The following is a 22,571-nucleotide window of genomic DNA, read 5'->3' as shown; positions in this document are numbered from 1 at the left end:
GCAAGGAGTGGGCGTTTTGCGAGGTTTATCGTTGCGCGCCCACTGCTTGCGCCGGTGGTCCCGGCGCCCACGTCGATCAGACGATAGGAACGTCGATGGTGCGGTCTACGCGGGCAGGGCCGGGATGGTGCGTGGGTGGACGACCTCGGGGGAGACGGTGATGATGTCGCAGCGCGCGAGCAGGGCGTCGGGGAGGTCGGGATCGAGGTGGGTGAGGTCGGGGATGACCACCGCGACGGCCTCGGTGGTGGCGACCACGTCGAGGAGGCGGCCGATCGGATCGGTGGTGCGATTGCTGAAGACGACGGTCTTGGTGAAGCGGTAGCCGAGCCGCTCGGCTAGCGAACGGATCTGCGTTTCGTCCCAGGATTGGGCGACACCCGAGATGTCGCGGCGCAGATAACCGATCGCCGGTGGCTTCATGGGGGAGACGCTACCGGCGCCGGGTGTCCGAGACCGGGAACGCGGACGAACGTGAGTCGAATTCGCAATCTGAATGATGCTCATTTCGGATTCCGGTCCGCGAGTGCCCGCCGCCGTGATCTACTGCTCGCCAACTCGGGCGAACCAGCCGCCTCGACGACGATGTCGAGGGGCGCCCGACGCATGTGGGAGACAACGATGGTGGACAGAAACAGGCAGCGGGCAGCCGGTGCGATGGCCGTGTTCGCGGTGGCGGCGGGTTTCGCCGTGGCGGCGGTCCCCGGTACGGCCGCGGCCGCCCCGGGCACGATCACCTGGAACGACGGGAACAGCAAGTTCACCAGGACGGTGTCCAACACCAACCCGGTCGTCGGCGACACCGTGACCGTGACGACGAAGTTCGAACGCACCGGCATCCCGGTCGAATACATCTACAACATCAAGGATCTGCACCCGGCCTGCCTGACCCCGGTCGCGGGCTCGGCGAAGATGGGCGGTGACCCGGTCCAGCTCGACACCTCGTCCTCGGACTGGGTGCGTGCCGAGTTCGGCATCACCAAGTACCCGGTGTACCCGAACATCGAGCCCAAGTCGCAGACCTTCGAGGTGCAGTACAAGGTGGGCGTGAACTGCGCCCGCGACACCCCGCTGCCGACCTCCATGCACTACGGCGGCTCCCTGGGCGACGGCACCTATCAGGGCAAGGGCCCGGCCATCACGGTGTCCAGCGACGCGGTGTCGAGCACGGTCATCACCGACGTCTCCGGTGCCCAGGTGGGCAAGGCCGTCACACTCGAGGCCAGCGTCTCGCCCGCGGCGGCGGGCGGCACCGTCCAGTTCAAGGCGGGCGACAACGTCCTGGGCGACATCCCGGTCGGCGCGAACGGCAAGGCCTCGATCGTGTGGACCCCGGGCGCGCCCGGCGCCTACACCATCGGCGCGACCTTCTCCGGGCGCAGCGGCGTGGCCAGTTCCTCGACCACCAAGGTGGTCACCGTGGCCGACGTGCCGACCGATCCCGGCCCGGGTGACGGCGGCGGCACCGGCACCGGATCCTTCGGGTTCTGAGCACCCTCCCCGGCACGGAATCGGTTGCTACCAGGTCTCGTTGGAGATCAGCGCGGTCAGCAGCTGACGAATCGCGGCGACCCGCCGTTCCGTGCCGGGGAGCTGGTCCAGCGCGCACTCCGGATCGGCGGGCGGCCCCAGGTGGGTGCAGCCACGCGGGCAGTCCTCGATGGCGTCGGCGAGGTCGGTGAACGCGGCGATCACGTCGTCGGAGGTGATGTGCGCCAGCCCGAAGGACCGCACGCCCGGTGTGTCGATCACCCAGCCACCGCCGGGCAGCGGCAGCGCCACCGACTGGGTGGAGGTGTGCTTGCCCTTGCCCACCCCGGACACCTCGCCCACGGCCCGATACGCGTCGGGCACAAGACGATTCACCATCGTCGACTTGCCGACGCCGGAATGGCCGATGAGGGCGGTGAGCCGGTCGTCGAGCAACTCCAGCACCGGCTCGATCGGGTCGTCGATCCCCGCGTAGCGGATCTTCAGATCCAGACCCTCGAAGGCGGAAGCGAATTCGGATTCCGCCACCAGATCGCGCTTGGTGAGCACCAGGATCGGTTCCAGCCCGCCTGCATACGCGGCCACCATGGCCCGCTCGACGAAGCCGGTGCGCGGCGGCGGATCCGCCAGCGCAACCACGATGAACAACTGCTCGGCATTGGCCACCACGATCCGTTCGAACGGATCGGTGTCGTCGGCGGTACGCCGCAGCACGGTGCCGCGCTCGGCGACGCGCACGATCCGGGCCAGGGTGTCGGGCTTGCCGGTCAGATCGCCGACGACGTCGACCTGGTCGCCGACCACGATCGGGGTGCGGCCCAGTTCCCTGGCCCGCATGGCCACGATGCGGCGGTCGGCGTCACCGTCGAGGACACACCCCCAGCGCCCGCGGTCCACCGAGACCACCATCGCGGGCTCGGCGTCGCTGTGCTGGGGACGCGTCTTGGTGCGCGGTCGCGAGGCCCGGCCGGGACGAACCCGCACATCGGTCTCGTCGTAGCTGGCTGCGGTGCGGCCGCGGCGGCTCAGCGCACCGCTCCCTCACCCGATAAGGCGGGAGCCAGCATCTGCTCCCACAGCGCGACGAAGGTCGGCAGCGTCTTGGCGGTGGTGCCGATGTCCTCGATCTCCACGCCGGGCACCCGCAGGCCCAGGATGGCGCCCGCGGTGGCCATCCGGTGGTCGGCGTAGGAGTGCCACTGCCCGCCCTTCAGCGGGGCGGGATTGATCACCAGGCCGTCCTCGGTCTCGGTGACATCGCCGCCGAGCCGGTTGATCTCGGTCGACAGCGCGGCCAGCCGGTCGGTCTCGTGACCGCGCAGGTGCGCGATGCCGCGCAGGTGCGAGGGCGAGTCGGCCAGGGCGGCCAGCGCGGCGACGGTGGGGGTGAGTTCGCCGACGTCGTGCAGGTCGATATCGATGCCGGCCAGGCTCGCCGGGCCGCGCACGGTGAGCACACCGTCGAAGATGCGCGCCTCGGCGCCCATCCGCACCAGGATCTCGCGGATCACGTCGCCGGGCTGGGTGGTGCCGCGCGGCCACATCGGAATGCTCACCTCGCCGCCGGTGACGGCGGCCGCCGCCAGGAACGGGGTGGCGTTGGACAGATCGGGCTCGATCTCCCAGTCGACCGCGCGGATCGGGCCCGGCTCCACGGTCCAGGTCTGCGCGCTGCGCGAGTCGGCGGGGGTGTGCACCACCACGTCGGCGCGGCGCAGCATCTCCACCGTCATCTCGATGTGCGGCATGGACGGCAGCTGCTTGCCGTCGTGGTGGACGGTGATGCCCTCGTCGAAGCGGGCCGCCGAGAGCAGCAGCCCGGAGACGAACTGCGAGGAGCCGGAGGCATCGATGGTGACGGTGCCGCCGCGCAGCCTGCCGGTGCCGTGCACGACGAACGGCAGGGCGTCGCCGTCGACGTCGAGACCGAGCGCGCGCAGCGCGTCCAGGATGGTGGTCAGCGGGCGGGACTTGGCCTGCTCGTCACCGAAGAAGGCCACATCGCCGGTGGCCAGGGCGGCCGCCGGCGGCAGGAACCGCATGATGGTGCCCGCCAGCCCGCAGTCGACGGCGGAACTGCGCAGCGGCGCCGGGGTGACCTCGAGCGTCTCGGCGTCGCCGAGGATCTCGGTACCCAGGCCCTGCAGCGCCTTGATCATCAGGTCGGTGTCGCGGCTGCGCAGCGCACCGGTGAGGGTGGACGGGCCATCGGCCAGTGCGGCCAGGATGAGCGCGCGATTGGTGATGGATTTCGAACCGGGCAGGGTCACGGTCGCGTGGACGGGGACCTCGATATGGGGCGCTGGCCAGAAACTCACCCGCCCATCTTCGCGCATGTGCGGTCCGGACACACGGCTGGTGTGGAATTCGACCGCGTCGCGTCGCCTCCGGGTGTCGGACTCCGATGAGACGATGGCCCTATGTGCGGACGATATGCGACGACCACGAATCCGGGTCGGCTGGCGGCCGAACTCGACGCGATCGACGAAACCGATCTCGACACCGACCAGCAGGACGCGGCGGTGAGCTACAACGTGGCGCCCACCAGTCAGGTGCTGACCGTGGTGGAACGGCACGAGCACGGTGAGCCCGAGGACGACCCGAAGCTGCGGGTGCGCCGCATGCGCTGGGGCCTGATCCCGTCCTGGACCAAGGCGGGCGAGCCGGGCGTGCCCGCCAAGGGCAAGCCGCTGTTCAACGCCCGCGCCGACAAGGCGATCACCGCGCCCTCGTTCCGCGACTCGGCCAAGCACAAGCGCTGCCTGGTCCCGATGGACGGCTGGTACGAGTGGCTGGTGGAATCGGCGCCGACCGCCAAGGGCAAGGCCGTCAAGCAGCCGTATTACATGGCGCACGCCGACGGTTCCCGGCTGTACATGGCCGGGCTGTGGTCGGTCTGGCGCGACCGCGAGGCGCCCGATTCCGCGCCGCTGCTGTCGTGCACGATCCTGACCACCGACGCGATCGGCGACCTCGCGCGCATCCACGACCGGATGCCGCTGCCGATGCCGCGTGAGCACTGGGACGCGTGGCTCGACCCCGATCATCCGGCGCCGGCCGAGCTGCTCACCGGCGCCTCGCCCGAGGAGGTGTCGTCGATCGTGGCGCGGCCGGTGTCGACATTGGTCAACAGCGTGCGCAACAACGGCCCGGAACTGCTCGCCACGGCTGACACAGCGGGCGAACCGGGGTTGTTCTGACGCGACGGGCCGGATCAGCGGTCGCTGATCCGGCCCGTCGCGGGTACGTCAGAGCTTGCAGGGCACCGCATCGGTGGCGATGTTCAAACCACACTTGAGGATGCCGGTGGCCAGGTCGATCAATTCACTGGCGACACCGCCGCCGAGCTTCTCCGCCTTCTCAGCCTTTTCGTCCTTCTCCGGCGCGGCCTGCGGCGAGTTCTTCGGCGTGCCCTGGCCGTTGAGCGGGTAGTCGCCCGGGTCGGTGGGCGCCGAGGGCGCGACGGGTGGGATGGCGGTGGCCGGCGCGGCGAAGGCGACAGCGCCGAAGGTCAGGACAAGAGCACCGGACAGGGTGGCGATCGTCGAACGAGCGGACATTTCTCGCATCACATCCTCGGGTCGAATCGGTCGTACCGGGCGCGGAATGCGTCGTTGTGGATTCGGAACCAGACCGGGATCGGATGGCTATCCGCGCGCCTGGGCTGTGATCTCCGCCGTGACCGCGCCCGTCGCGCGGACCAGATCGGCCGGGGCGAGCTCGATCTCGAGCCCCCGTCTGCCCGCGCTGCACAGCACCCGGTCCCACGTCAGCGCCGAGGCGTCGACGACCGTCGCGAGCTTCTTGCGCTGTCCCAGCGGCGACACGCCACCCAGCACATAGCCGGTGGTGCGCTCGGCCTTGGTCTTGTCGGCCATCCCCGCCTTCGGCGCGCCCAGCGCCGCGGCCGCCGCTTTCAGCGACAACTTGGCCGGTACCGGCAGCACCGCCACCGCCAGCGCGCCGGTGGACAGCTCGATCACCAGCGTCTTGAAGATCTGCCCGGCCGCCACCCCCAGCTCGGCGCCGAGCGCGTCGACGGCCTCGCCGCCATAGGACTCCGCCCGCGGATCATGGGCGTAGGCGTGCACCCGGTGCGCGATACCCGCACCGGTGAGGACCTTGATAGCGGGCGTCGACGCGGCTGCCATGAGCGTCACCCTAACCACCGCGCCGCCCCGCCCGGCAAACAATTTTCCGACCCGCCGGGAACACCGGTCCGTGAGTGCATGTTGCACACGAGTGACAAGCCAACCGCCCCCCGACCGGTGAAGGAGAGACTGTGACAGTGCTGCTCGAGGAGCGTCCCGTCTCGCCCCGGGGTGCGCGATTGCCTTTCGAATCCGTGGTGCCGGTAGATTCGGCTACTACGGCGATCGAAGGGATTGGTGTGACGAGCGACGATGACGTGGTGCCCACCGAGGCATCAGGCTCGGCAGTCGACGACGCCGAGCTGGCGGCCCGGTTCGAGCGCGACGCGCTCCCGATGCTGGACCAGCTCTACGGCGCGGCCCTGCGGATGACCAGGAACCCGGCCGACGCCGAGGACCTGGTGCAGGAGACGTATGTGAAGGCGTTCCAGGGGTTCAAGTCCTTCAAGGAGGGCACCAACCTGCGCGCCTGGCTGTACCGCATCCTGACCAACACCTACATCAACTCCTACCGCAAGAAGCAGCGTCAGCCCGCGCAGTACCCGACCGACGAGATCACCGACTGGCAGCTCGCGGCAACCGCCGAGCATTCCTCGACGGGCCTGCGCTCGGCCGAGGTGGAGGCGCTGGACGCGCTGCCCGACGACGAGATCAAGGCCGCGCTGCAGCAGCTGCCGGAGGAATTCCGGATGGCGGTGTACTACGCCGATGTCGAAGGCTTCCCGTACAAGGAAATCGCCGACATCATGGGCACCCCCATCGGTACCGTGATGTCCCGGCTGCATCGCGGCCGTAAGCAACTCAAGGGTTTGCTCGCCGACGTGGCGCGCGACCGTGGATTCGACCGTGGGGAACGCCAGGAGGTTTCGAAGTGAGCGACCCCGATATGGAGATGGACTGCACGGCGGTTCTGGCCGACGTATGGCTCATGCTCGACGGCGAATGCGACCAGGCCACCCGTGACCGGCTCCAGCAGCACATGGACCACTGCAGTCCGTGCATCGAGGCCTACGGCATCGAGGAGAAGATCAAGGGGCTGCTCAGCCGCAAATGCGGTGGTGAGCACGCGCCGGAGGGTCTGCGCGAGCGGCTGAAGCTGGAGATCCACCGCTCGATCACGGTCACCAGGATCGAGACCACCGAGGGCTGAGCGCCCGGGTCGGGACACAGAAAAGGGGCACCCGTCGGGTGCCCCTTTTCGCAACTTCCGAGCGCAGCTCAGGAGTTGGGCCGCTTGCCGTGGTTGGCGGCGTTGCCCTTACGGCTGCGCTTCTTACGTCCACGCTTACCCATAGGTAGCTCCCTTCTCTGGGTCCTCCCCGCCGGAGCGCGGAGCACGATCTGATCGAGAGCCATTGTTTCATGTGTGATTGGCTGTAGCTTCGGCGGATACGGCCATCGCCCGCTCGCGGTGGCCGAACGACTACTGAACGGGGTGCCATGGCTGAGGAAGTGCGCGCGGAGATGGTCTCGACCGTGCTCGCGGTGGAGGTCGCGGTCGGCGAGCACGTCCAGGTCGACCAGACGCTGGTGCTGCTGGAGTCGATGAAGATGGAGATCCCGGTGCTCACCGAGGTCGAGGGCGACGTCACCTCGATCGATGTGCGGCCCGGCCAGGTGCTGCAGGCGGGCGACCTGATCGCCACCATCGCCTAGGACACCGGACAAGCGAAGCGGTAGATCCACGTGGCAACACTGAGCGAGCTCCTGGCCGAACACACCGACCTTCCCGGCATCGCCGTGGATCACTTGCAGCGGGTGGTGGGCGACTGGCAGTTGCTGGCCGACCTCTCGTTCTCGGATCTGCTGCTGTGGGTGGGCGCCGGACCGGTCGCCGACGGGGCCGACGTCGTCTGCGTCGCCCAGATCCGCCCGACGACGGCGCCGACGGTCCATCTCGACGACAAGGTGGGCACCACCGCCTCGCGCATCGATTTCCCGCAGGTCTTCGACGCCCTGCTGACCGGGCAGACCGCGCGCACCGACACCGAGGTCGAGGTGAGCAGCGTCTATCACCCCAGCCCGATGCACGCGGTGCGCGAGGCGATCCCGGTGCGCTGCGGCGAGGACGTGATCGCCGTGCTCAGCCGCGACTCCGATCTGCAGCGCGCGCGGGTGCGCAGCCTGCTGGAGACGGCGTATGTCTCCTGCGCCGACGACCTGTGCCAGATGATCGCCGACGGCAGCTTCCCGACACCGGAGGACCGCGCGGCGACCCATTCCAGCCCACGCGCCGGCGACGGCTTCATCCGCCTCGACACCGACGGCATCGTCGTCTACGCCAGCCCCAACGCGCTGTCGGCCTATCACCGGATGGGCATGCAGGCCGATCTGGTCGGCCAGGATCTGGCGGTGACCACGCGCTCGCTGATCACCGACCCGTTCGACGCGCAGGAAGTGGTGGCCGACATCCAGGCCGCGCTGGCCGGGCGCACCGGCCGCCGCATGGAGGTGGAGGCGCGCGGCGCGACGGTGCTGCTGCGCACGCTGGTGATGCGGCCCGGCGGCCAACTGGCCGGGCCCGCGGTGCTGGTGCGTGACGTCACCGAGGTGAAGCGGCGCGACCGCGCGCTGCTGAGCAAGGACGCCACGATCCGCGAGATCCACCACCGGGTGAAGAACAATCTGCAGACCGTCGCGGCGCTGCTGCGCCTGCAGGCCCGCCGCACCGAGAACCCGGAAGCCCAAGTGGCGCTGACGGAGTCGGTGCGCCGGGTGACCTCGATCGCCTCGGTGCACGAGATGCTGTCGATGTCGGTGGACGAAGAGGTGGATCTCGACGAGGTCGTCGACCGGCTGCTGCCGATCATGGCCGACGTGGCCACGGTCCACACCGCGCGGATCAAGGTGCGCCGGGCGGGCTCGCTCGGGGTGTTCTCCGCCGAGCGCGCGACGCCGCTGGTGATGGTGCTGACCGAACTGGTGCAGAACGCGATCGAGCACGCCTTCGACGCGGGCCAGAACGGTACCGTGACGATTCGGTCGGAACGGTCGGCCCGCTGGCTCGACGTGATCATCAGCGACGACGGCCGTGGCCTGCCCGCCGGGTTCAGTCTGGAGAGTTCCGACCGCCTCGGCCTGCAGATCGTGCGGACTCTGGTGACCTCGGAACTCGGTGGTTCGATCGGGCTGCACCCGGGCGCCGACGTGGGGACCGACGCGGTGCTGCGGGTACCGCTGGGCCGTCGCTCGGCGCGCTGAGAATCACCGAAAACGGCTGTAGGGCAACAATAAACCCGGCACCGCGAGGTGCCGGGTTCTCACACGCGTTACCGGACCGGGCTGAATGGCCCGGTAACGCCTCCTTCGTCGACTAGACGGAGGTACGCGTACGGGTGCGCGCGTTGCGCCGCTTGAGCGCGCGACGCTCGTCTTCGCTCATTCCACCCCACACGCCGGCATCCTGTCCGGACTTCAGGGCCCACGACAGGCAATCGGCAGTGACGGGGCAACGGGCGCAGACCAGCTTGGCATCGGCAATCTGCGCGAGCGCCGGACCACTGTTACCCACCGGGAAGAACAGCTCGGGGTCCTCGTCGCGACAGATGGCCTTGTGGCGCCAGTCCATTCCTCTGCTCCTTTGCGCGGGCGCCACAAGGGCACCTCTGGTTAGTGGATCGTTCACTTGTGCGACTCGAATGTTTCCGCACGGTTGCTTGTGAATGCTTTCACGAACACCGTAGATGTCAATAGGTGTCCGGCGCACCGTGGGGGAGATCACGCTCTAGAGGTCCCACAGGGGGAACCTGCCCGGTCCTTTGTACTCGCGTCTACTGGTTTTCGCAGCGCAACCGGGAGATTTTTCCGCGTGTCCGGAGGTCAGGACGGCTTGGGGGCCACCACATCGAGCACACTGGGCACCGATGTGAAATGCACCATCTTGCGTTTTCCGATGAAGTCGCCATCGATTTGCAGGCCGATCTCGGTCGGCGTCTCGACGTGCACCGAAGGGACGTCGTCGGCCCGAAACAACACGTCCGACTTGGGGTTTCCATTCTCGGCCAGCAACTGGCGGGCAAGCAGCAGCGTGCGGGTCACACTCATCGATCGCACCGCGAACACCCCCAGCCCGGTCTCGAACGTGGTATCGGGATTCGTGCGAATCGGGCGGTCCTCGAGATAGGTCCACGGGCTCGAATTCGTGACGAAGGCGTAATACACCGACTCCACCGGATCGTGTCCCGGGACCTCGACAGTGACGCTCGGTTCTTGCTTGCGCGCGCGGAAGAACTGGCGCACGGTGGTGCGCAGATACCGGGCCGGGGTGGCCTTGCGGCCTTTCGCGCGCGCGGCGTCGATCGCCTCGCACACATCGGCGTCCAGGCCGACGCCCGCGCTGAAGGTGAACCAGCGGTCGTCGGCCAGCCCGAGCCCGATCCGGCGGTCGGCGTCGCGGCCGAGCAGATCGATGAGCTGGTTGGTCGCGGTGACCGGATCGGGGGACAGGCCGAGCGCGCGGGCGAAGACGTTGGCCGAGCCGCCGGGGATGATGCCGAGGCGCGGCCGCCACACCTGGTCGTCACCGACCTGGGGGACCGGCAGGAACCCGTTGATGGTCTCGTTGACCGTCCCATCGCCACCGTGCACGACGATCAGGTCCATCTCCTGGGTCGATGCCCACTGGGCCAGTTCGGCCGCGTGGCCGCGATGCTGGGTGTGCGCAACGGTCAGCTGGGTCCGGCTCTCCAGGGCATGGGCGAGCAGGTCCCGGGTCGCCGGGGTGGTCGAGGTGGCATTCGGGTTGACGATGAGCAGCGTCCGCACGCTGTCGAGGGTAATGGGCGTCACCGATCGGCCGGTACGCGCCGGGCCGCCACGACACGGCGTCGTAGGCTGGGGCCCGTGGCGGAGCAGGACGTGACAGACGGTGGCGAACAGCGCGAGGGCGAACCGGCGCGAGCGGGCATCCCGGCGAGCGTGCGGGTGGCGGGCGCGCTGGTGACGCTGGAGGGCCTGGCCGGTGTCGGCACGGCGATCGTGCTGGTGGTGCGGGCGCTGACCGGCCACGACCAGTCGGTGGCCAGCGGCATCGGCACCGCGATGTGGTTCGGCGTGCTGTTCGGCGGCGTGCTCGCCGCGGGCATCGCGCTGCTGCGCGGCAAGCGCTGGGGCCGGGCCATCGCGGTCATCGCCCAGGTGCTGCTGCTGCCGGTGGCCTGGTCGTTGCTGACCGACTCGCATCAGCCCCTGTGGGGAACCCTGCTGGCGATCGTCGTCGTCGGCGCGCTCGGCGCGCTGTTCGCGCCCGCGTCGAGCCGGTTCATGGCCCAGGACTACGGCGAGCTGCCCGACGACGAGCGCGACGGCCGCTAGTCAGGCCGTGGCCGCGCGCAGCGCCGCGCGGCACAGCTGATCGGCCCTGCGCGTGGTCTCCGGCTGTCGGAAACCCCGGGTGAGCGCGAGCACCTGCGCGCACGCGGTGTCCAGGTCGACGAGGTGGCCCACGGAGACGAACAGCGGCTTGACCCCGTCACGGGTGCGCAGGGCCCGGCCCACGATCTCGCCGTCGATGGTGACGTCGGTGGCGTCGCCCCGGCGCGGGCCCGGTTCCCGGTATTCACCCCACACCGATTTCGCGACGCCGACGGTCGGAATTCCGGTCAGCAACCCCACATGGCAGGCCAGCCCGAAACGCCGCGGATGGGCGATGCCCTGGGCGTCGCAGACGAGCAGATCCGGTGTGCCGGTGAGTTTCTCCAAGGCGGCCACGGTCGCCGGGAGTTCCCGGAACGCGAGCAGTCCCGGCACATAAGGGAATTCCGAAATTCCTTGTGCCACAGCAGTTTCCACGGTATCAAGGGTGGCGATATCGAGAATTACCGCCGCGGTGGCCACCGTGCCGTCCTCGGCATAGGCGGAGTCGATTCCGGCCGCGGTCGAGAATTGCGGCGGCGCGGGGTTTTCCGCGCGCACCAGCGGGCGCAGTTCGTCCTGGAGCGCGATCGCCGCCGCGGGCGTGTCCGGCCATTCGGCGGGTGCGGTGATCCGCATCCGGTTCAGCCCGCCGTCGCGGCCAGCGCGGCCAGTTCGGCACCGGCGATCCGGTAGCCGATCCACTCGTCCTGCGCCGCGGCCCCGAGGGATTCGTAGAACGCGATCGAGGGCGTGTTCCAGGTGAGCACCGACCACGAGACCCGGCTGTAGCCCTGCGCCACCGCCTCGGCCGCCAGCGCGGCCACCAGCGCCCGCCCGAGCCCGCTGCCACGCGCCTCCGGCCGCACGTACAGATCCTCCAGGTAGATCCCGTGCACCCCGTCCCACGTGGAGTAGTTCAGGAACCAGATCGCGCACCCGACCACCACCCCGTCGAGCTCGGCCACATGCGCGAACAGCGCGGGCGCCGCCCCGAACAGCGCCGTGTCGAGCTGCTCGTCCGTGAGCGTGCACTCCTCGGCGGCCTTCTCGTACTCGGCCAGATCGTGCACCAGCCCCACCATCGCCGGCACGTCGGCGGGGATCGCGCGGCGGACGACAGCACTCATCGGGTGGCTCCCTCGGTGGGTTCGGTGCGGGTGGTGAGGTTGTGGCCCCAGACGGTGCGGGCGTCGTGGTCGTAGCCGAGTTCGCTGATGGCGCCGGTGGACATGGCGAAGCGGCGGCCCTCGGTGACCGGGAATTCGGACCAGCGGGCGATCAGGACGCGGGAGAAGTGGCCGTGGCCGACGAGGACGACGTCGCGGTCGGCCAGCAGGGGCTCCACGCGGGCCAGGACGCGGTCGGCGCGGGCGCCCACCTGCTCGGTCGTCTCGCCGCCGGGGACGGGGGCGGTCCACACGGTCCAGCCGGGGACGGACTCGCGGATCTGGACGGTGGTCAGGCCCTCGTAGTCGCCGTAGTTCCACTCGGCCAGGTCGTCGTCGACGTGGGCGTGCCCGAGGCCGGCCAGCTCCGCGGTCTGGCGGGCGCGCAGCCGCGGGCTGGTGAAGACCAGCGGATCGCGCAGGTCCAGCGATTTCAGCACGAGCCCGGCCGACCTGGCCTGGGTCTCACCGAGCGAGGTCAGTGGCAGATCGGTGTGGCTGGTGTGCCGTCGCTGCCGGGACCAGGTGGTTTCGCCGTGGCGCAGCAGGACCAGCCGGGCGTCGGGAGTGGACATGGGTCCATCATGGCAGGCGCGCGCCGGGCGACCCCGTCAGCCGAGGGCGTAGAGCTGACCGCCGCGCCGCTCGAACACAGTGTTGCCGAGGACGGCCGTGGAGATGGTGCCGCCGTCGTAGTCGCTGCGCTGGACCGGGATCCGGGCTACCGTCGCGCCGGTGGCGGAGTCGACCGCGAGCATCCCGTCGGCCACCGGGACCAGCAGCCTGCCCGCCATCAGCGCGGGCGTGCCGAGCACGTTCGGGACGGTCCACGCCGGCTGTAAAGTGCTCGCGCTCAACGCGATCAGGCTGTCGCCGGTGAAGACGTACACCGACGATCCGAGCCGGGCCACCGTGGTGGTCCGCTCGTTCCACGGCGCGGCCAGCCGGTGTTCGGCGATCTCGTTGCCGGTGCCGTCGTACACCGCGAGCCGCGCGGGCAGCCCGGGTTCGGTGGCCGTCGCCGGGGTCGGCGGGTAGTAGACCGCGACCTTGTTCTCCGACACCGCGATCACCCGCACCTCGGGGGCGTCGGCGCCCGGCGCGGTGAGTACCCGCGAGCCGTACTCCTCGGGGTTGGTCGACTCCTTCGGCGCCGGATTGAGCACGGTGAGCCGGGCGGTGGGGTCGTCGGGGCAGCGTTCCAGCACCGCGAGCCGGGTGGAACTCGACGCGGCCGAGTGCAGGGCGCAGCCGGAGCGGGGCTGGGTGTTCGGGTTCACCGGTGCGTCGAGGTAGCCGTATTCGAGGGTGCGCACCAGGTCCGAACGCCACATCTCCAGCCGCTCTGGGCCCAGGGCGAGCAGATAGGTGCCGTCACCGGTGACGGTGATCGCGTCGTCCATGTAGCTGCTGCGCGCCACCTCGCGCTGGCCGGTGTCGGCCGCGAGCATTGTGGTCTGGCTGCATCCGCGCTGGTCACGGTAGGTGGCGATGACGGTGCCGAACTGCGATTCCACCGCGCACAGCGGCATGTCCCTGCGGTACCACCACAGCTGCTCGCCGGAGCGTGGATCGCGGCCGCTCACGGTGCCCGCGTCGCCGGTGACCACGACATTGCCCGCGGTGAGCGCCCGCGTGCTGGCCGCGTCGCCCGCGTGCCACAGTTCGTTCAGGGTGGCGGGCAGCTGGGTGGCCGCGGTGACCGTCGACGGCGGGGTGGAGGCGGTGACCGAATCGGTCCCGGTGGCGTCGGCTCGCGCCCACACCACGATCGCCGCCACCACGAGGGTGACGGCGATCGCTACTGCGGCAAAGATATCGGCGCGCGTCCGCCGCTCGGGTGCGAGCACACAGGCGAGTGTATTTGCCGCACGCCGGCACCCGAGTCCGCGGGCCCTGGTGGCTCGCTCGCGCCGGTAGCGCTGTCGTCCGCGCGCAGGCATCTGACCAGCGGAACGTCGACCGCATCCGGCCCCGAGGGGCAAGGGGCGATCGGCGTGGCGTGCCGCGTCGTGCGTCGAGGTCGGCGGGCTGCCGGGCCGGGAGTCCGGGTGATCGGCGCCGTCCGCGAGGCCGTCCTCCGTGCGCAGGCGCCTGACCAGCGGAACGTCGACCGCATCCGGCCCCGAGGGGCAAGGGGCGATCGGCGTGGCGTGCCGCGTCGTGCGTCGAGGTCGGCGGGCTGCCGGGCCGGGAGTCCGGGTGATCGGCGCTGTCCGCGAGGCTGTCCTCGGCGCGCAGGCGCCTGAGCAGAAGACCGGCGGGTGCGCCGACCGCCTCGGTCCCGAGGTGGGCAGGGGCGCTCGGCGTGGCGGGAGCGTCAACCGTGCCCGGTCCCGAGGAGAGGCAGAGTCGCTCGGCGCGTGGGGACGGGGCGAGCCTGACCGGGGCGGCAAGCGGAAATGCGACCGCCCCCGGCCCGAGGTGGGCAGGGGGCGGGCGGCGTGCGGGGCCTGGGTCAGGCGTCGACGGTGACGGGGCTGTCGACGGATGCCGGGCTGTCGGCCGTGGCGGACTCGGCCGGCTTGCGCCGACGGCGGCGCCGGGCGGGCTTGGCTTCGGCGGGCGCGTCACCGGTGGTGGCGGGCTCGGCGGCGGCGTCGCCGGTGGCGGACTCGGTAGGGGAGTCGCCCGAGGCGGCCGGAGCTGCTTCGGCGCCCGACTCGGTCGTGGTCGACTCGCCCGACTCGGCGGGCTTGCGGCGACGGCGCCTGCGGCGGGCCGGCTTGTCGCCCTCGGCGTCGTCGGCCGGGGCCGCGGTGGTCTCGCCGGTGCCCGCGTCGGCCTGCGGCTCGGTGGCCGCGGCATCGGCCTTGCCGCCCCTGGTGCGGCGGCGGTTGCGGGTGGACTTGGGCCGCTCGGGGCGGTCCTCCACCACGTCGCCCTCCTCGCGGACCGGCTTCGGCTTCCGGATGACGCCGGTGACGCCCTCCGGGATGCCGAGATCGGAGTACAGGTGCGGCGAGCGCGAGTAGGTCTCGGCGGGCTCGGGAATGCCGAGGCCGAGCGCCTTGTCGATGGCGGCCCAGCGGTGCAGCTCGTCCCAGTCGATCAGGGTGATCGCGACACCGGTGCGCCCGGCGCGGCCGGTGCGGCCGATCCGGTGCACGTAGGTCTTCTCGTCCTCGGGGCACTGGTAGTTGATGACGTGGGTGACGTCGTCGATGTCGATACCGCGCGCGGCGACATCGGTGGCGACGAGCACGTCGATGCTGCCCTTGCGGAACTTGGTCAGCGCCTTCTCGCGGGCGATCTGGCCCAGGTCGCCGTGCACGGCGCCGACCGCGAAACCGCGCTCGGCCAGGTCGTCGGCCACCTTCTGCGCGGTCCGCTTGGTGCGGGTGAAGATCATCGTGGCGCCGCGGGACTCGGCCTGCAGCACCCGCGCGACCAGCTCGCTCTTGTCCAGCGCGTGCGCGCGGTAGACGAACTGCGCGGTGCGGTCGTGCACGGCGGAATCGTTGGCCAGCTCGGCGCGGATGTGCGTGGGCCGGGTCAGGAACGTGCGGGCCAGGGTGATGATCGGGCCCGGCATGGTGGCCGAGAACAGCATGGTCTGCCGCTTGTCGGGGACCATCGCCAGGATGCGCTCGATGTCGGGCAGGAAGCCGAGGTCGAGCATCTCGTCGGCCTCGTCCAGGACCAGCACGCCGATCTTGCCGAGGATCAGGTGGTTCTGGTTGGCCAGATCGAGCAGGCGTCCGGGGGTACCGACGACCACGTCGACGCCGTCGCGCAGGGCGGCGATCTGGGTGTCGTAGGGCCGGCCACCGTAGATGGAGGCGACCTTCAGCGGGCCCTGGTGGTTGGTCAGGTACTTGCTCGCGTTCTCCAGGTCCTTGGTGACCTGGATGCACAGCTCACGCGTCGGCACGATGACCAGGGCGCGCGGGGTGCCGTCGAGCGGGGTGGTGCCGGAATCGGCGGTGGCGACGCGGTGCAGCAGCGGCACACCGAAACCGAATGTCTTGCCCATGCCGGTGCGGGCCTGACCGATGAGATCCTCGCCGGCCAGCGCCAGCGGCAGGGTCAGTTCCTGAATCGCGAAGGTGCGTTCGATGCCGATCTCGCCGAGCGCGCGCACGATTTCGTCGCGCACGCCCAATTCGGCGAAACTCGGCGGGATGTGGGTGTTGTCCAGTTCGGCCGTCAGGAGGGTGTCGGTCAAACCGGGTTCCTGTTCGACAGTGATCTTGCTCAGGGTTCGTGCCTTCCTCGTCATTGCATCTCGCACGCACGAGGTGGGGCGGGCCGGTCGGCCCGCGACGACCACATATCCGCCTGTGATATTCACCGGGCCTGCACCGAGCGCTAACGCGTCATCGGCGCGGCACATCGGTGATGCGGATTCGGTGCGCGCACATTTTCCGTGGACATCGCCGCTGTTCCACCCGCGTGAGGCGCAGGCGAAGTGCGGGAGTACCGCGCCCGCAGAGCCTGTCGGGGCGATAAATCTAGCGTTGTCCACGGTGATTGTAGCGTGATATTGTTCGCAGCCCGAATTTCGGCCCGGCTTCCCGGTGCGGAAATGGCCTCGATCAGGGGCGTTGCGCGCCGTTCGGGCCGTGTCCCGCAGGGCAATTCGGCCGTCCCGCAATTCGGGCGTGGCGCGGCACTGTAACGAGGCTCACGTGGGACCGGCGGTACCGGATATGAGACATTCTTGTCGTGAGCATCACCGACACCGTCACCACCGCGGCCCGCAACGCGTGGGCGCTGAGCTTCGGCTCCGGCATCGAAGCGCCCGACCCGGCGCCCTCGACCGTGCTGTGGGACGAGCCGCATCGCTTGCTGCGTCGCTACGAGAGCGAAACAGCTTCCGCCGCAAGTGATTCCGCGGTGCTGCTGGTGCCGCCGCTGGCCGCGCCCGCGACCTGCTTCGACCTGCGTCCCGACCAGAGCCTGGCCCGGCATCTGGTGTCCACCGGCCGCTCGACCTACCTGGTCGACTACGGCGACATCAGCTTCGCCGACCGCGCGATGGGCTTCGAGGACTGGGTCACCGACATCCTGCCCGAGGCGATCCTGCGCACCAGCGCCGATCGCGGCGGCGCGCCCGTCGACCTGGTCGGCTGGTCGATCGGCGGGGTGTTCGCGCTGCTCACCGCGGCCGCCAACCCGGAACTGCCGATCCGCTCGGTCACCGGCGTCGGCTCGCCGCTGGACTACGACAAGATGCTCGGCATGCCGCAGCTGCGCGCCGTCGCGAGCCTGACCGGCGGCCAGGCCACCACCGCGCTGGTGCGAGCCGCGGGCGGCATCCCCGCGCCGCTGGTCAAGATCGGCTACCGGCTCGCCGCCATCGACCGGGAACTGGCCAGGCCGATGTTCCTCGCGACCAATATCGCGCGCACCCGGACGCTGGCCAAGATGGAATCCATCGACCGGTTCCGGGCCGCCATGCCCGGCTACCCCGGCCGCTTCTACGGCCAGATCTGGGGCCGGTTCATCCTGGCCAACGACATCGGCAAGGGCAGGCTGCAACTGCGCGACCGCGTGGTGGAACTCGCCGACGTGCGCGTCCCGGTGCTGCTGGTCGGCGGCACGGCCGACGTCATCACGCCCAAGGCCGCCGTCGAGGCGGGTCTGCGCACGCTCACCGGCTCGCCCTCGGTCACCTACGAGGTCGCTCCCGGCAGCCATCTGGGCATCCTGGCTGGCCCGGACGCCCGCCACACCACGTGGACCTACCTCGACAAGTTCCTGGCGGAGCGCGACTGATCATCGATCGGGACTAAGGTTGACGGTCATGGGAGCACAGACCTCTGCCGCGCCGGATGTTGCCTCGACCGAACCGCTCGCCGCGGACCACCCGGGGGTGACCGAGCTGTACGCCGTGGTCGCCTACGGCGAGATCTCGGCCTTCTACCGGCTGGCCGAAGAAGCCAAGCTCGCGCCGTCGCTGCGCGGCCGGGTGGCCGTGGCCAAGATGGCCGCCGCCGAGCTGGCGCACTTCGAGACCCTGGAGTCGGCGCTCACCGCGCGCGGCGCCGATCCCGAGGCGTCGATGGCGCAGTACCAGGGCGCGTTGGACTCCTACCACGCCTCCACCGACCCCTCGACCTGGCTCGAGTCGATGGTCAAGTTCTACGTCGGTGACGGTCTGGCCGCCGACTTCTACAGCGAGATCGTCGGCGTGCTCCCCGCCGAGGTCGCCGACGTGGTGCGCGACGTGCTCGCCGAGACCGGGCATTCGCAGTTCGTCGTCGACGAGGTCCGCAGCGCGGTGGCCGCCAGCCGCTCCGAGCGCGACCGCCTCACCCTGTGGGGGCGCAGGCTGCTCGGCGAGGCGATCACCCAGGCTCAGTACGTGATGGCCCAGCGCGACGAGCTGGCCGAACTGGTCCTCGCCGCGACCGGTGACCTCAACGGCATCGCCACCCTGTTCGACCGCATGCAGGAGCGCCACGCCGCCCGCATGGCCGAACTCGGGCTGTAGTCGTTACTCGCCGACCGCGTGACCTGGTACCAGACGCAGTTCTGGTGCGCGGGCCGCGGTCTGGCGCGGTAGCCAGATGACGACCTGCTGATCGCGCTCGGCCGCCAGGGTCTGCACCGTGAAGGTGAGCGTGCCGCGGACCGGGTGTTCGAAGCCGAGCAGGGTGGGGGTGTCCTCGGCCAGCCGGTGCGGTTGCCAGCGGCGGGCGAATTCCGGTTCCGTGCACAGGTGCGCGATGACCGCGGCCACCCGCTCGTCCTCCGGCCTGCGCAGCCGGGTGCGGGCCAGCTGATCGGCGAGGTGGTCGGCGTACTGCGGCCAGTCGCTCACCGTGGTCCGCGCCAGCGGATGCCGGAAGGCCCAGTCGGCCAGGTTGACCTGGGCCGGGTCGTCGAGCAGGCCCAGCGGCCGGGCCAGGTCCGCCCAGGCGGAGTTGTAGGCGAGGACATTGGCGCGCGGGCCCAGCGCGAAGGCCGGTGTCGGCGCGAGCGCGTCGAGCACCCCGCGCAACGCGGTCGGCACCTGATCCAGGACCGGATCGAACGCGGTACTCGGGCAGCGCGCCTCGGCGCTCGAGGTCAGTGCCAGCCAGCCGAAGTGCGCGCGTTCGGTGTCGTTGAACCGCAGCGCGGTGGCCAGCGCGTCGACGACGGCCATCGACGGGTTGGTGTCGCGGCCCTGCTCGAGCCGGGCCAGATAGTCCGCGCTCACGCCGGCCAGCACCGCGACCTCCTCGCGTCGCAGTCCGGGCGTGCGCCTGCGGCCGCCGCCGGGCAGCCCGACCTCCTGCGGCGTGAGCTCGGCCCGCCGGGCGACGAGGAGTTCCGCGAACGCCGAACGAGCCGCCGTGTGGTCGGTCATGTCGTGGCCTGCCATATCTCGATGGTGCCGGGTCCGCGGCTCGGCAGCCACGCCCTGGCAGGTCCAGGATAAGCGCGGTCTGGTTAGCGGACTGCGGTCCGGTCAGGGTGGAGGCATGACTTCTCCGACACAGACCCAGCAGCTGAAGGCCGGATCCTGGGCGCTGGACGCCAGCCACTCCACGGTCGCCTTCACCGTCCGCCACCTCGGCATCGCCAAGGTCCGCGGCGGTTTCACCCGCTTCGAGACCGAGTTCGTCGTCGACGAGACCGGGGCCGCGACCATCGGCGCCACCATCGACCTGGACTCCTTCGACACCGGCAACGCCGACCGCGACGCCCACATCCGCAACGCCGACTTCCTCGACGTCGCCAACCGGCCGACCCTGACCTTCCGTGCCGCCGGTCCGGTGCGCGTGGCCGAGTCGTTCACCGTCGAGGGCCAGGCCACCCTCGGCGCCGTCACCAAGCCGGTGACCCTCGAGGTCGAATGGGGCGGCGTCGCCGACTTCGTGGACGGCACCCGGCACGCCGGCTTCTCCGCGACCGGCACCATCAAGCGCACCGACTTCGGAGTCGGCGGTCCCATGCCGGGCATGCTGTCGGACGCGGTGAAGATCGAACTCGACATCGAGCTCGTCGAACCCGCCTGATCCGTTCGCTCACAGCGCAGGCGGGCATGACGCCGTCCTCACCCGCCTGCATTAGCCTGGGAGACGACAACACAGGACTCTTACGTTCGGAGGTTGGCCGTGGAGGTCAAGATCGGTATTTCGGATAGCCCGCGCGAGCTCGTCATCAACAGCGCGCAGAGCCCTGATGAGATCGAGGCGCTGGTCTCCGAGGCGCTGAGCGGCGCGAGCGGTGTGGTGTCGCTGACCGACGAGAAGGGCCGCAAGTTCCTGATCCAGTCGGCGAAGGTCGCCTACGTGGAGATCGGCTCGACCGCGACCGGCCGCGTCGGCTTCGCCACGGTCTGAAGTACTGACAGCGAAACACCCCGTCATCCGAGGATGGCGGGGTGTTTTCGTACAGCTCGGCGGGCCGATGGCCCTGGCGCGCTAGCCGATCGGGTGCAGCGGGACGTGCTTGAGGCCGCCCCAGGCGAGCGCGACGGTGGTGTCGACGGCTTCGTCCTTGGGGATCGGGCGGTCGGCCTCGAGCCAGTAGCGGGCGGTGAACTGGCTGGCGCCCACCAGGCCGACGGCCAGGATGCGCGCGCGGTAGGGGTCGAGGCCGGAGTCGTGGGCGACGAGGTCGAAGACCGCGTCCACGCACGCCTCGGTGGCCTGCTCGACCCGGCGCTGCACCTGCGGCTCGCTGGTGAGGTCGGATTCGAAGACGAGGCGGAAGCCCTGCATCTCGTTGTCGACGAAATCGAAGTAGGCGGCGACGGCGGCCCGCACGCGCTGCTTGTTGTCGGTGGTGGAGCGCAGCGCCTGGCGCACGCTCGACACCAGGATGTCGACATAGTTCTGCAGCACCGCGAGGTAGAGCTCCAGCTTGCTCGCGAAGTGCTGGTACAGCACCGGCTTGCTGACACCGGCCACCTGGGAGATCTCGTCCATCCCCGCCGCGTGGTAGCCACGCTGCACGAAGACTTCGCTGGCCGCGAGCAGAAGCTGCTGGCGCCGCTCGTCACGAGGCAGCCGGGTGCCGCGCTTGGCCGGGACCGTTTCCGGCACCGATCGGCGCGAGGTCATGCGGTCCACGAGGTCTGTCATCTCGGCTCTCTTTGTCGATTACCCCGGGCCATGGGTGAGCGGTCCGGTATCCCACGAACGATACCCGCCTGGTGTTCCCAACAAGTTTCGCCCTGGAAATGTAGTACCAGTAAGCGGGGTTCGCCGGGCCGTAACCGCGGGATCTCGCGCGGGGGCCGCAAGGCCGGGGTTGCGCACTGTGAGAATCTGGTGGGGTGACCGACCGACCGGAACGACCATCCGGCGGCGGGCGCGATGTCGCTCGCCCCACGCAACCCACCGAGTCCGGTTCTGTGACGTCGGCGCCAGAAGGGCGAGAACTGCAGGTCTACGACCCGCTCGGGCTGTATCAGCCCGCCGACCGATCACGGCAGCCGCTGCGCGCCCACTGGAATCCCACCGACGCCGACCTCGGCCGTCAGCGCAGCCCGCAGCGCGAGGCCAAGAAGCAGAGCGCGATCGGCCGGTTCGTCCGCCGCTATGGCTGGCGGGCCTACGCGTTGCCGGTGTTGCTGGCGGTGACCGTGCTGGTGATCGTCGACGCGCTGCGGACCGGACCGGCCCCGGCCCCGACCGACCCCGGTTTCGGCGCGTTCAGCACCGAGGTGGCGCGCACCGGCATCATCGGCGCGCCGCCGGGCGACGGCAAGTTCCCCGCCGACCTGCCGCTGGGCGCCCTGCCCGAGGGCGGCGACTACGTCGACCGCGCGGCGGGCACCTGGCACGTGGTGCCCGGCGCCGGCGCCCAGGTGGGCACCGGCACCGAGCGCGTGTTCCGCTACACCGTGGAGGTGGAGGACGGCATCGACACCGCCCCCTTCGGCGGCGACGCCGCGGTGGCCAAGATGGTGGAGACCACCCTGGCCAACCCCAAGAGCTGGATCCACGACCAGCGCTTCGCCTTCCAGCGCATCGACACGGGCGACCCCGACTTCCGGCTCTCGCTGACCTCCCGCGAAAGCACCCGCGCCGCCTGCGGTTTCGAGATCCCGATCGACTCGTCCTGCTACAACGCCGACATCGACCGGGTGGTGCTGTCGGAGGTGCGCTGGGTGCGCGGCGCGCTGGCCTTCGACGGCGACATCGGCTCCTACCGGCAGTACCAGATCAACCACGAGGTCGGCCACGCCATCGGCTACCACGGCCACCAGCCTTGCGAGACCGACGGCGGCCTCGCCCCGATCATGATGCAGCAGACCTTCGGCACCAAGAACAACGACATCGCCACCCTCGACCCACACGGCGTCGTCCCCGCCGACGGCAAGACCTGCCGCTTCAACCCCTGGCCGTACCCGAGGGGGTGAGCCCCGCGTCCATGCGCGACCATGGACGGGAAGAACCCCGCGGCCGGCGACGTTGTCACCATTGCCAACCCGCACGGTTTTCGGCCGCCTCGCCGCCGAGGG

General features: G+C 70.2%; 27 protein-coding genes. 12 read left to right on the top strand and 15 right to left on the bottom strand.

Features of this window, described 5'->3' with window-relative positions; all coding sequences use genetic code 11:
* Positions 1 to 105 precede the first annotated feature (105 nt).
* The gene (locus tag EL493_RS29130) at positions 106 to 423 is read right to left on the bottom strand and encodes a hypothetical protein (protein WP_019048713.1); all 318 of its coding nucleotides are present in this window, start codon (positions 421 to 423) and stop codon (positions 106 to 108) included.
* Positions 424 to 621: 198 nt separating this feature from the next.
* Here EL493_RS29130 and EL493_RS29125 point away from each other — a divergent pair, with 198 nt between their 5' ends.
* A complete protein-coding gene (locus tag EL493_RS29125) occupies positions 622 to 1,491 on the top strand; it encodes an Ig-like domain-containing protein (protein WP_022567046.1) in 870 nt (289 codons plus the stop codon).
* Positions 1,492 to 1,518: 27 nt separating this feature from the next.
* On the opposite strand, the gene rsgA is transcribed toward EL493_RS29125, so the two are convergent.
* Both rsgA and aroA read right to left on the bottom strand, forming a co-directional pair.
* Positions 1,519 to 2,520, bottom strand: coding sequence for a ribosome small subunit-dependent GTPase A (gene rsgA, locus EL493_RS29120; protein ID WP_232017365.1), 1,002 nt, complete (start codon positions 2,518 to 2,520; stop codon positions 1,519 to 1,521).
* The gene (aroA, locus tag EL493_RS29115; RefSeq protein ID WP_019048710.1) at positions 2,517 to 3,827 is read right to left on the bottom strand and encodes a 3-phosphoshikimate 1-carboxyvinyltransferase; all 1,311 of its coding nucleotides are present in this window, start codon (positions 3,825 to 3,827) and stop codon (positions 2,517 to 2,519) included. Before aroA ends, rsgA begins: the two co-directional genes overlap by 4 nt.
* 84 nt (positions 3,828 to 3,911) lie before the next feature.
* Here aroA and EL493_RS29110 point away from each other — a divergent pair, with 84 nt between their 5' ends.
* Positions 3,912 to 4,691: an SOS response-associated peptidase gene (locus tag EL493_RS29110; RefSeq protein WP_019048709.1), complete on the top strand. Its 780-nt coding sequence runs from the start codon at positions 3,912 to 3,914 to the stop codon at positions 4,689 to 4,691.
* A gap of 48 nt (positions 4,692 to 4,739) precedes the next feature.
* Here EL493_RS29110 and EL493_RS29105 read toward each other — a convergent pair whose 3' ends face one another.
* Together EL493_RS29105 and ybaK are read right to left on the bottom strand one after the other, a co-directional pair.
* Positions 4,740 to 5,051, bottom strand: coding sequence for a hypothetical protein (locus EL493_RS29105; protein WP_019048708.1), 312 nt, complete (start codon positions 5,049 to 5,051; stop codon positions 4,740 to 4,742).
* 87 nt (positions 5,052 to 5,138) lie between these two features.
* Entirely contained in the window at positions 5,139 to 5,642 is a 504-nt protein-coding gene (gene ybaK / locus EL493_RS29100) for a Cys-tRNA(Pro) deacylase (protein ID WP_022567047.1), read from the bottom strand.
* 233 nt (positions 5,643 to 5,875) lie between these two features.
* On the opposite strand from ybaK, the gene EL493_RS29095 reads away from it, so the two are divergent.
* Entirely contained in the window at positions 5,876 to 6,517 is a 642-nt protein-coding gene (locus tag EL493_RS29095) for a sigma-70 family RNA polymerase sigma factor (RefSeq protein ID WP_378770492.1), read from the top strand.
* A gap of 11 nt (positions 6,518 to 6,528) precedes the next feature.
* Positions 6,529 to 6,792, top strand: coding sequence for a mycothiol system anti-sigma-R factor (gene rsrA, locus EL493_RS29090; protein WP_019048705.1), 264 nt, complete (start codon positions 6,529 to 6,531; stop codon positions 6,790 to 6,792).
* A gap of 68 nt (positions 6,793 to 6,860) precedes the next feature.
* Here rsrA and EL493_RS33950 read toward each other — a convergent pair whose 3' ends face one another.
* On the bottom strand, positions 6,861 to 6,935 hold the full coding sequence (locus EL493_RS33950) for a 50S ribosomal protein bL37 (RefSeq protein ID WP_110293457.1): 75 nt from the start codon (positions 6,933 to 6,935) through the stop codon (positions 6,861 to 6,863).
* A 147-nt stretch (positions 6,936 to 7,082) separates the two neighbouring features.
* Between EL493_RS33950 and EL493_RS29085 the strand changes: the two genes are divergently transcribed.
* Both EL493_RS29085 and EL493_RS29080 read left to right on the top strand, forming a co-directional pair.
* On the top strand, positions 7,083 to 7,298 hold the full coding sequence (locus tag EL493_RS29085) for a biotin/lipoyl-binding carrier protein (RefSeq protein ID WP_019048704.1): 216 nt from the start codon (positions 7,083 to 7,085) through the stop codon (positions 7,296 to 7,298).
* Between the two features lie 30 nt (positions 7,299 to 7,328).
* Positions 7,329 to 8,843, top strand: coding sequence for a sensor histidine kinase (locus tag EL493_RS29080; protein WP_019048703.1), 1,515 nt, complete (start codon positions 7,329 to 7,331; stop codon positions 8,841 to 8,843).
* A 112-nt stretch (positions 8,844 to 8,955) separates the two neighbouring features.
* Here EL493_RS29080 and EL493_RS29075 read toward each other — a convergent pair whose 3' ends face one another.
* Positions 8,956 to 9,210: a WhiB family transcriptional regulator gene (locus EL493_RS29075; protein ID WP_022567051.1), complete on the bottom strand. Its 255-nt coding sequence runs from the start codon at positions 9,208 to 9,210 to the stop codon at positions 8,956 to 8,958.
* 251 nt (positions 9,211 to 9,461) lie between these two features.
* Positions 9,462 to 10,406, bottom strand: coding sequence for a diacylglycerol/lipid kinase family protein (locus EL493_RS29070; protein WP_019048701.1), 945 nt, complete (start codon positions 10,404 to 10,406; stop codon positions 9,462 to 9,464).
* A 141-nt stretch (positions 10,407 to 10,547) separates the two neighbouring features.
* Here EL493_RS29070 and EL493_RS29065 point away from each other — a divergent pair, with 141 nt between their 5' ends.
* Positions 10,548 to 10,955 (top strand): hypothetical protein, encoded by a 408-nt coding sequence (locus EL493_RS29065; protein ID WP_030200839.1) that lies wholly within the window; start codon positions 10,548 to 10,550, stop codon positions 10,953 to 10,955.
* On the opposite strand, the gene EL493_RS29060 is transcribed toward EL493_RS29065, so the two are convergent.
* The 5 genes from EL493_RS29060 to EL493_RS29040 all read right to left on the bottom strand — a co-directional run bounded on the left by EL493_RS29060 (position 10,956) and on the right by EL493_RS29040 (position 16,385).
* On the bottom strand, positions 10,956 to 11,633 hold the full coding sequence (locus EL493_RS29060; RefSeq protein WP_019048699.1) for an endonuclease V: 678 nt from the start codon (positions 11,631 to 11,633) through the stop codon (positions 10,956 to 10,958).
* Between the two features lie 5 nt (positions 11,634 to 11,638).
* A complete protein-coding gene (locus EL493_RS29055; protein WP_019048698.1) occupies positions 11,639 to 12,124 on the bottom strand; it encodes a GNAT family N-acetyltransferase in 486 nt (161 codons plus the stop codon).
* The gene (locus EL493_RS29050) at positions 12,121 to 12,738 is read right to left on the bottom strand and encodes an acid phosphatase (protein WP_019048697.1); all 618 of its coding nucleotides are present in this window, start codon (positions 12,736 to 12,738) and stop codon (positions 12,121 to 12,123) included. Before EL493_RS29050 ends, EL493_RS29055 begins: the two co-directional genes overlap by 4 nt.
* A gap of 36 nt (positions 12,739 to 12,774) precedes the next feature.
* Positions 12,775 to 14,013, bottom strand: a complete 1,239-nt coding sequence (locus EL493_RS29045; RefSeq protein WP_022567054.1) for an Rv3212 family protein — start codon at positions 14,011 to 14,013, stop codon at positions 12,775 to 12,777.
* 608 nt (positions 14,014 to 14,621) lie between these two features.
* Positions 14,622 to 16,385, bottom strand: coding sequence for a DEAD/DEAH box helicase (locus EL493_RS29040; protein ID WP_019048695.1), 1,764 nt, complete (start codon positions 16,383 to 16,385; stop codon positions 14,622 to 14,624).
* Between the two features lie 446 nt (positions 16,386 to 16,831).
* Here EL493_RS29040 and EL493_RS29035 point away from each other — a divergent pair, with 446 nt between their 5' ends.
* The gene (locus EL493_RS29035) at positions 16,832 to 17,884 is read left to right on the top strand and encodes an alpha/beta fold hydrolase (RefSeq protein WP_019048694.1); all 1,053 of its coding nucleotides are present in this window, start codon (positions 16,832 to 16,834) and stop codon (positions 17,882 to 17,884) included.
* A gap of 28 nt (positions 17,885 to 17,912) precedes the next feature.
* Positions 17,913 to 18,602: a ferritin-like fold-containing protein gene (locus EL493_RS29030; protein ID WP_019048693.1), complete on the top strand. Its 690-nt coding sequence runs from the start codon at positions 17,913 to 17,915 to the stop codon at positions 18,600 to 18,602.
* Between the two features lie 3 nt (positions 18,603 to 18,605).
* Here EL493_RS29030 and EL493_RS29025 read toward each other — a convergent pair whose 3' ends face one another.
* Complete coding sequence (locus EL493_RS29025; RefSeq protein ID WP_198040830.1) at positions 18,606 to 19,478, bottom strand: helix-turn-helix transcriptional regulator; 873 nt, start codon at positions 19,476 to 19,478, stop codon at positions 18,606 to 18,608.
* 100 nt (positions 19,479 to 19,578) lie between these two features.
* Here EL493_RS29025 and EL493_RS29020 point away from each other — a divergent pair, with 100 nt between their 5' ends.
* Positions 19,579 to 20,115 (top strand): YceI family protein, encoded by a 537-nt coding sequence (locus EL493_RS29020; protein WP_019048691.1) that lies wholly within the window; start codon positions 19,579 to 19,581, stop codon positions 20,113 to 20,115.
* Between the two features lie 99 nt (positions 20,116 to 20,214).
* Positions 20,215 to 20,442 (top strand): DUF3107 domain-containing protein, encoded by a 228-nt coding sequence (locus tag EL493_RS29015; RefSeq protein ID WP_019048690.1) that lies wholly within the window; start codon positions 20,215 to 20,217, stop codon positions 20,440 to 20,442.
* 81 nt (positions 20,443 to 20,523) lie between these two features.
* Here the strand turns inward: EL493_RS29015 and EL493_RS29010 are convergent, their stop codons facing one another.
* The gene (locus tag EL493_RS29010) at positions 20,524 to 21,186 is read right to left on the bottom strand and encodes a TetR/AcrR family transcriptional regulator (RefSeq protein WP_019048689.1); all 663 of its coding nucleotides are present in this window, start codon (positions 21,184 to 21,186) and stop codon (positions 20,524 to 20,526) included.
* Positions 21,187 to 21,485: 299 nt separating this feature from the next.
* Here EL493_RS29010 and EL493_RS29005 point away from each other — a divergent pair, with 299 nt between their 5' ends.
* Positions 21,486 to 22,469, top strand: a complete 984-nt coding sequence (locus tag EL493_RS29005; RefSeq protein WP_232017364.1) for a DUF3152 domain-containing protein — start codon at positions 21,486 to 21,488, stop codon at positions 22,467 to 22,469.
* The last annotated feature ends 102 nt before the right edge of the window (positions 22,470 to 22,571 follow it).

Source organism: Nocardia asteroides, assembly GCF_900637185.1.
Lineage (GTDB): Bacteria > Actinomycetota > Actinomycetes > Mycobacteriales > Mycobacteriaceae > Nocardia > Nocardia asteroides.
This window is presented reverse-complemented; position numbering and strand designations above follow the sequence as displayed.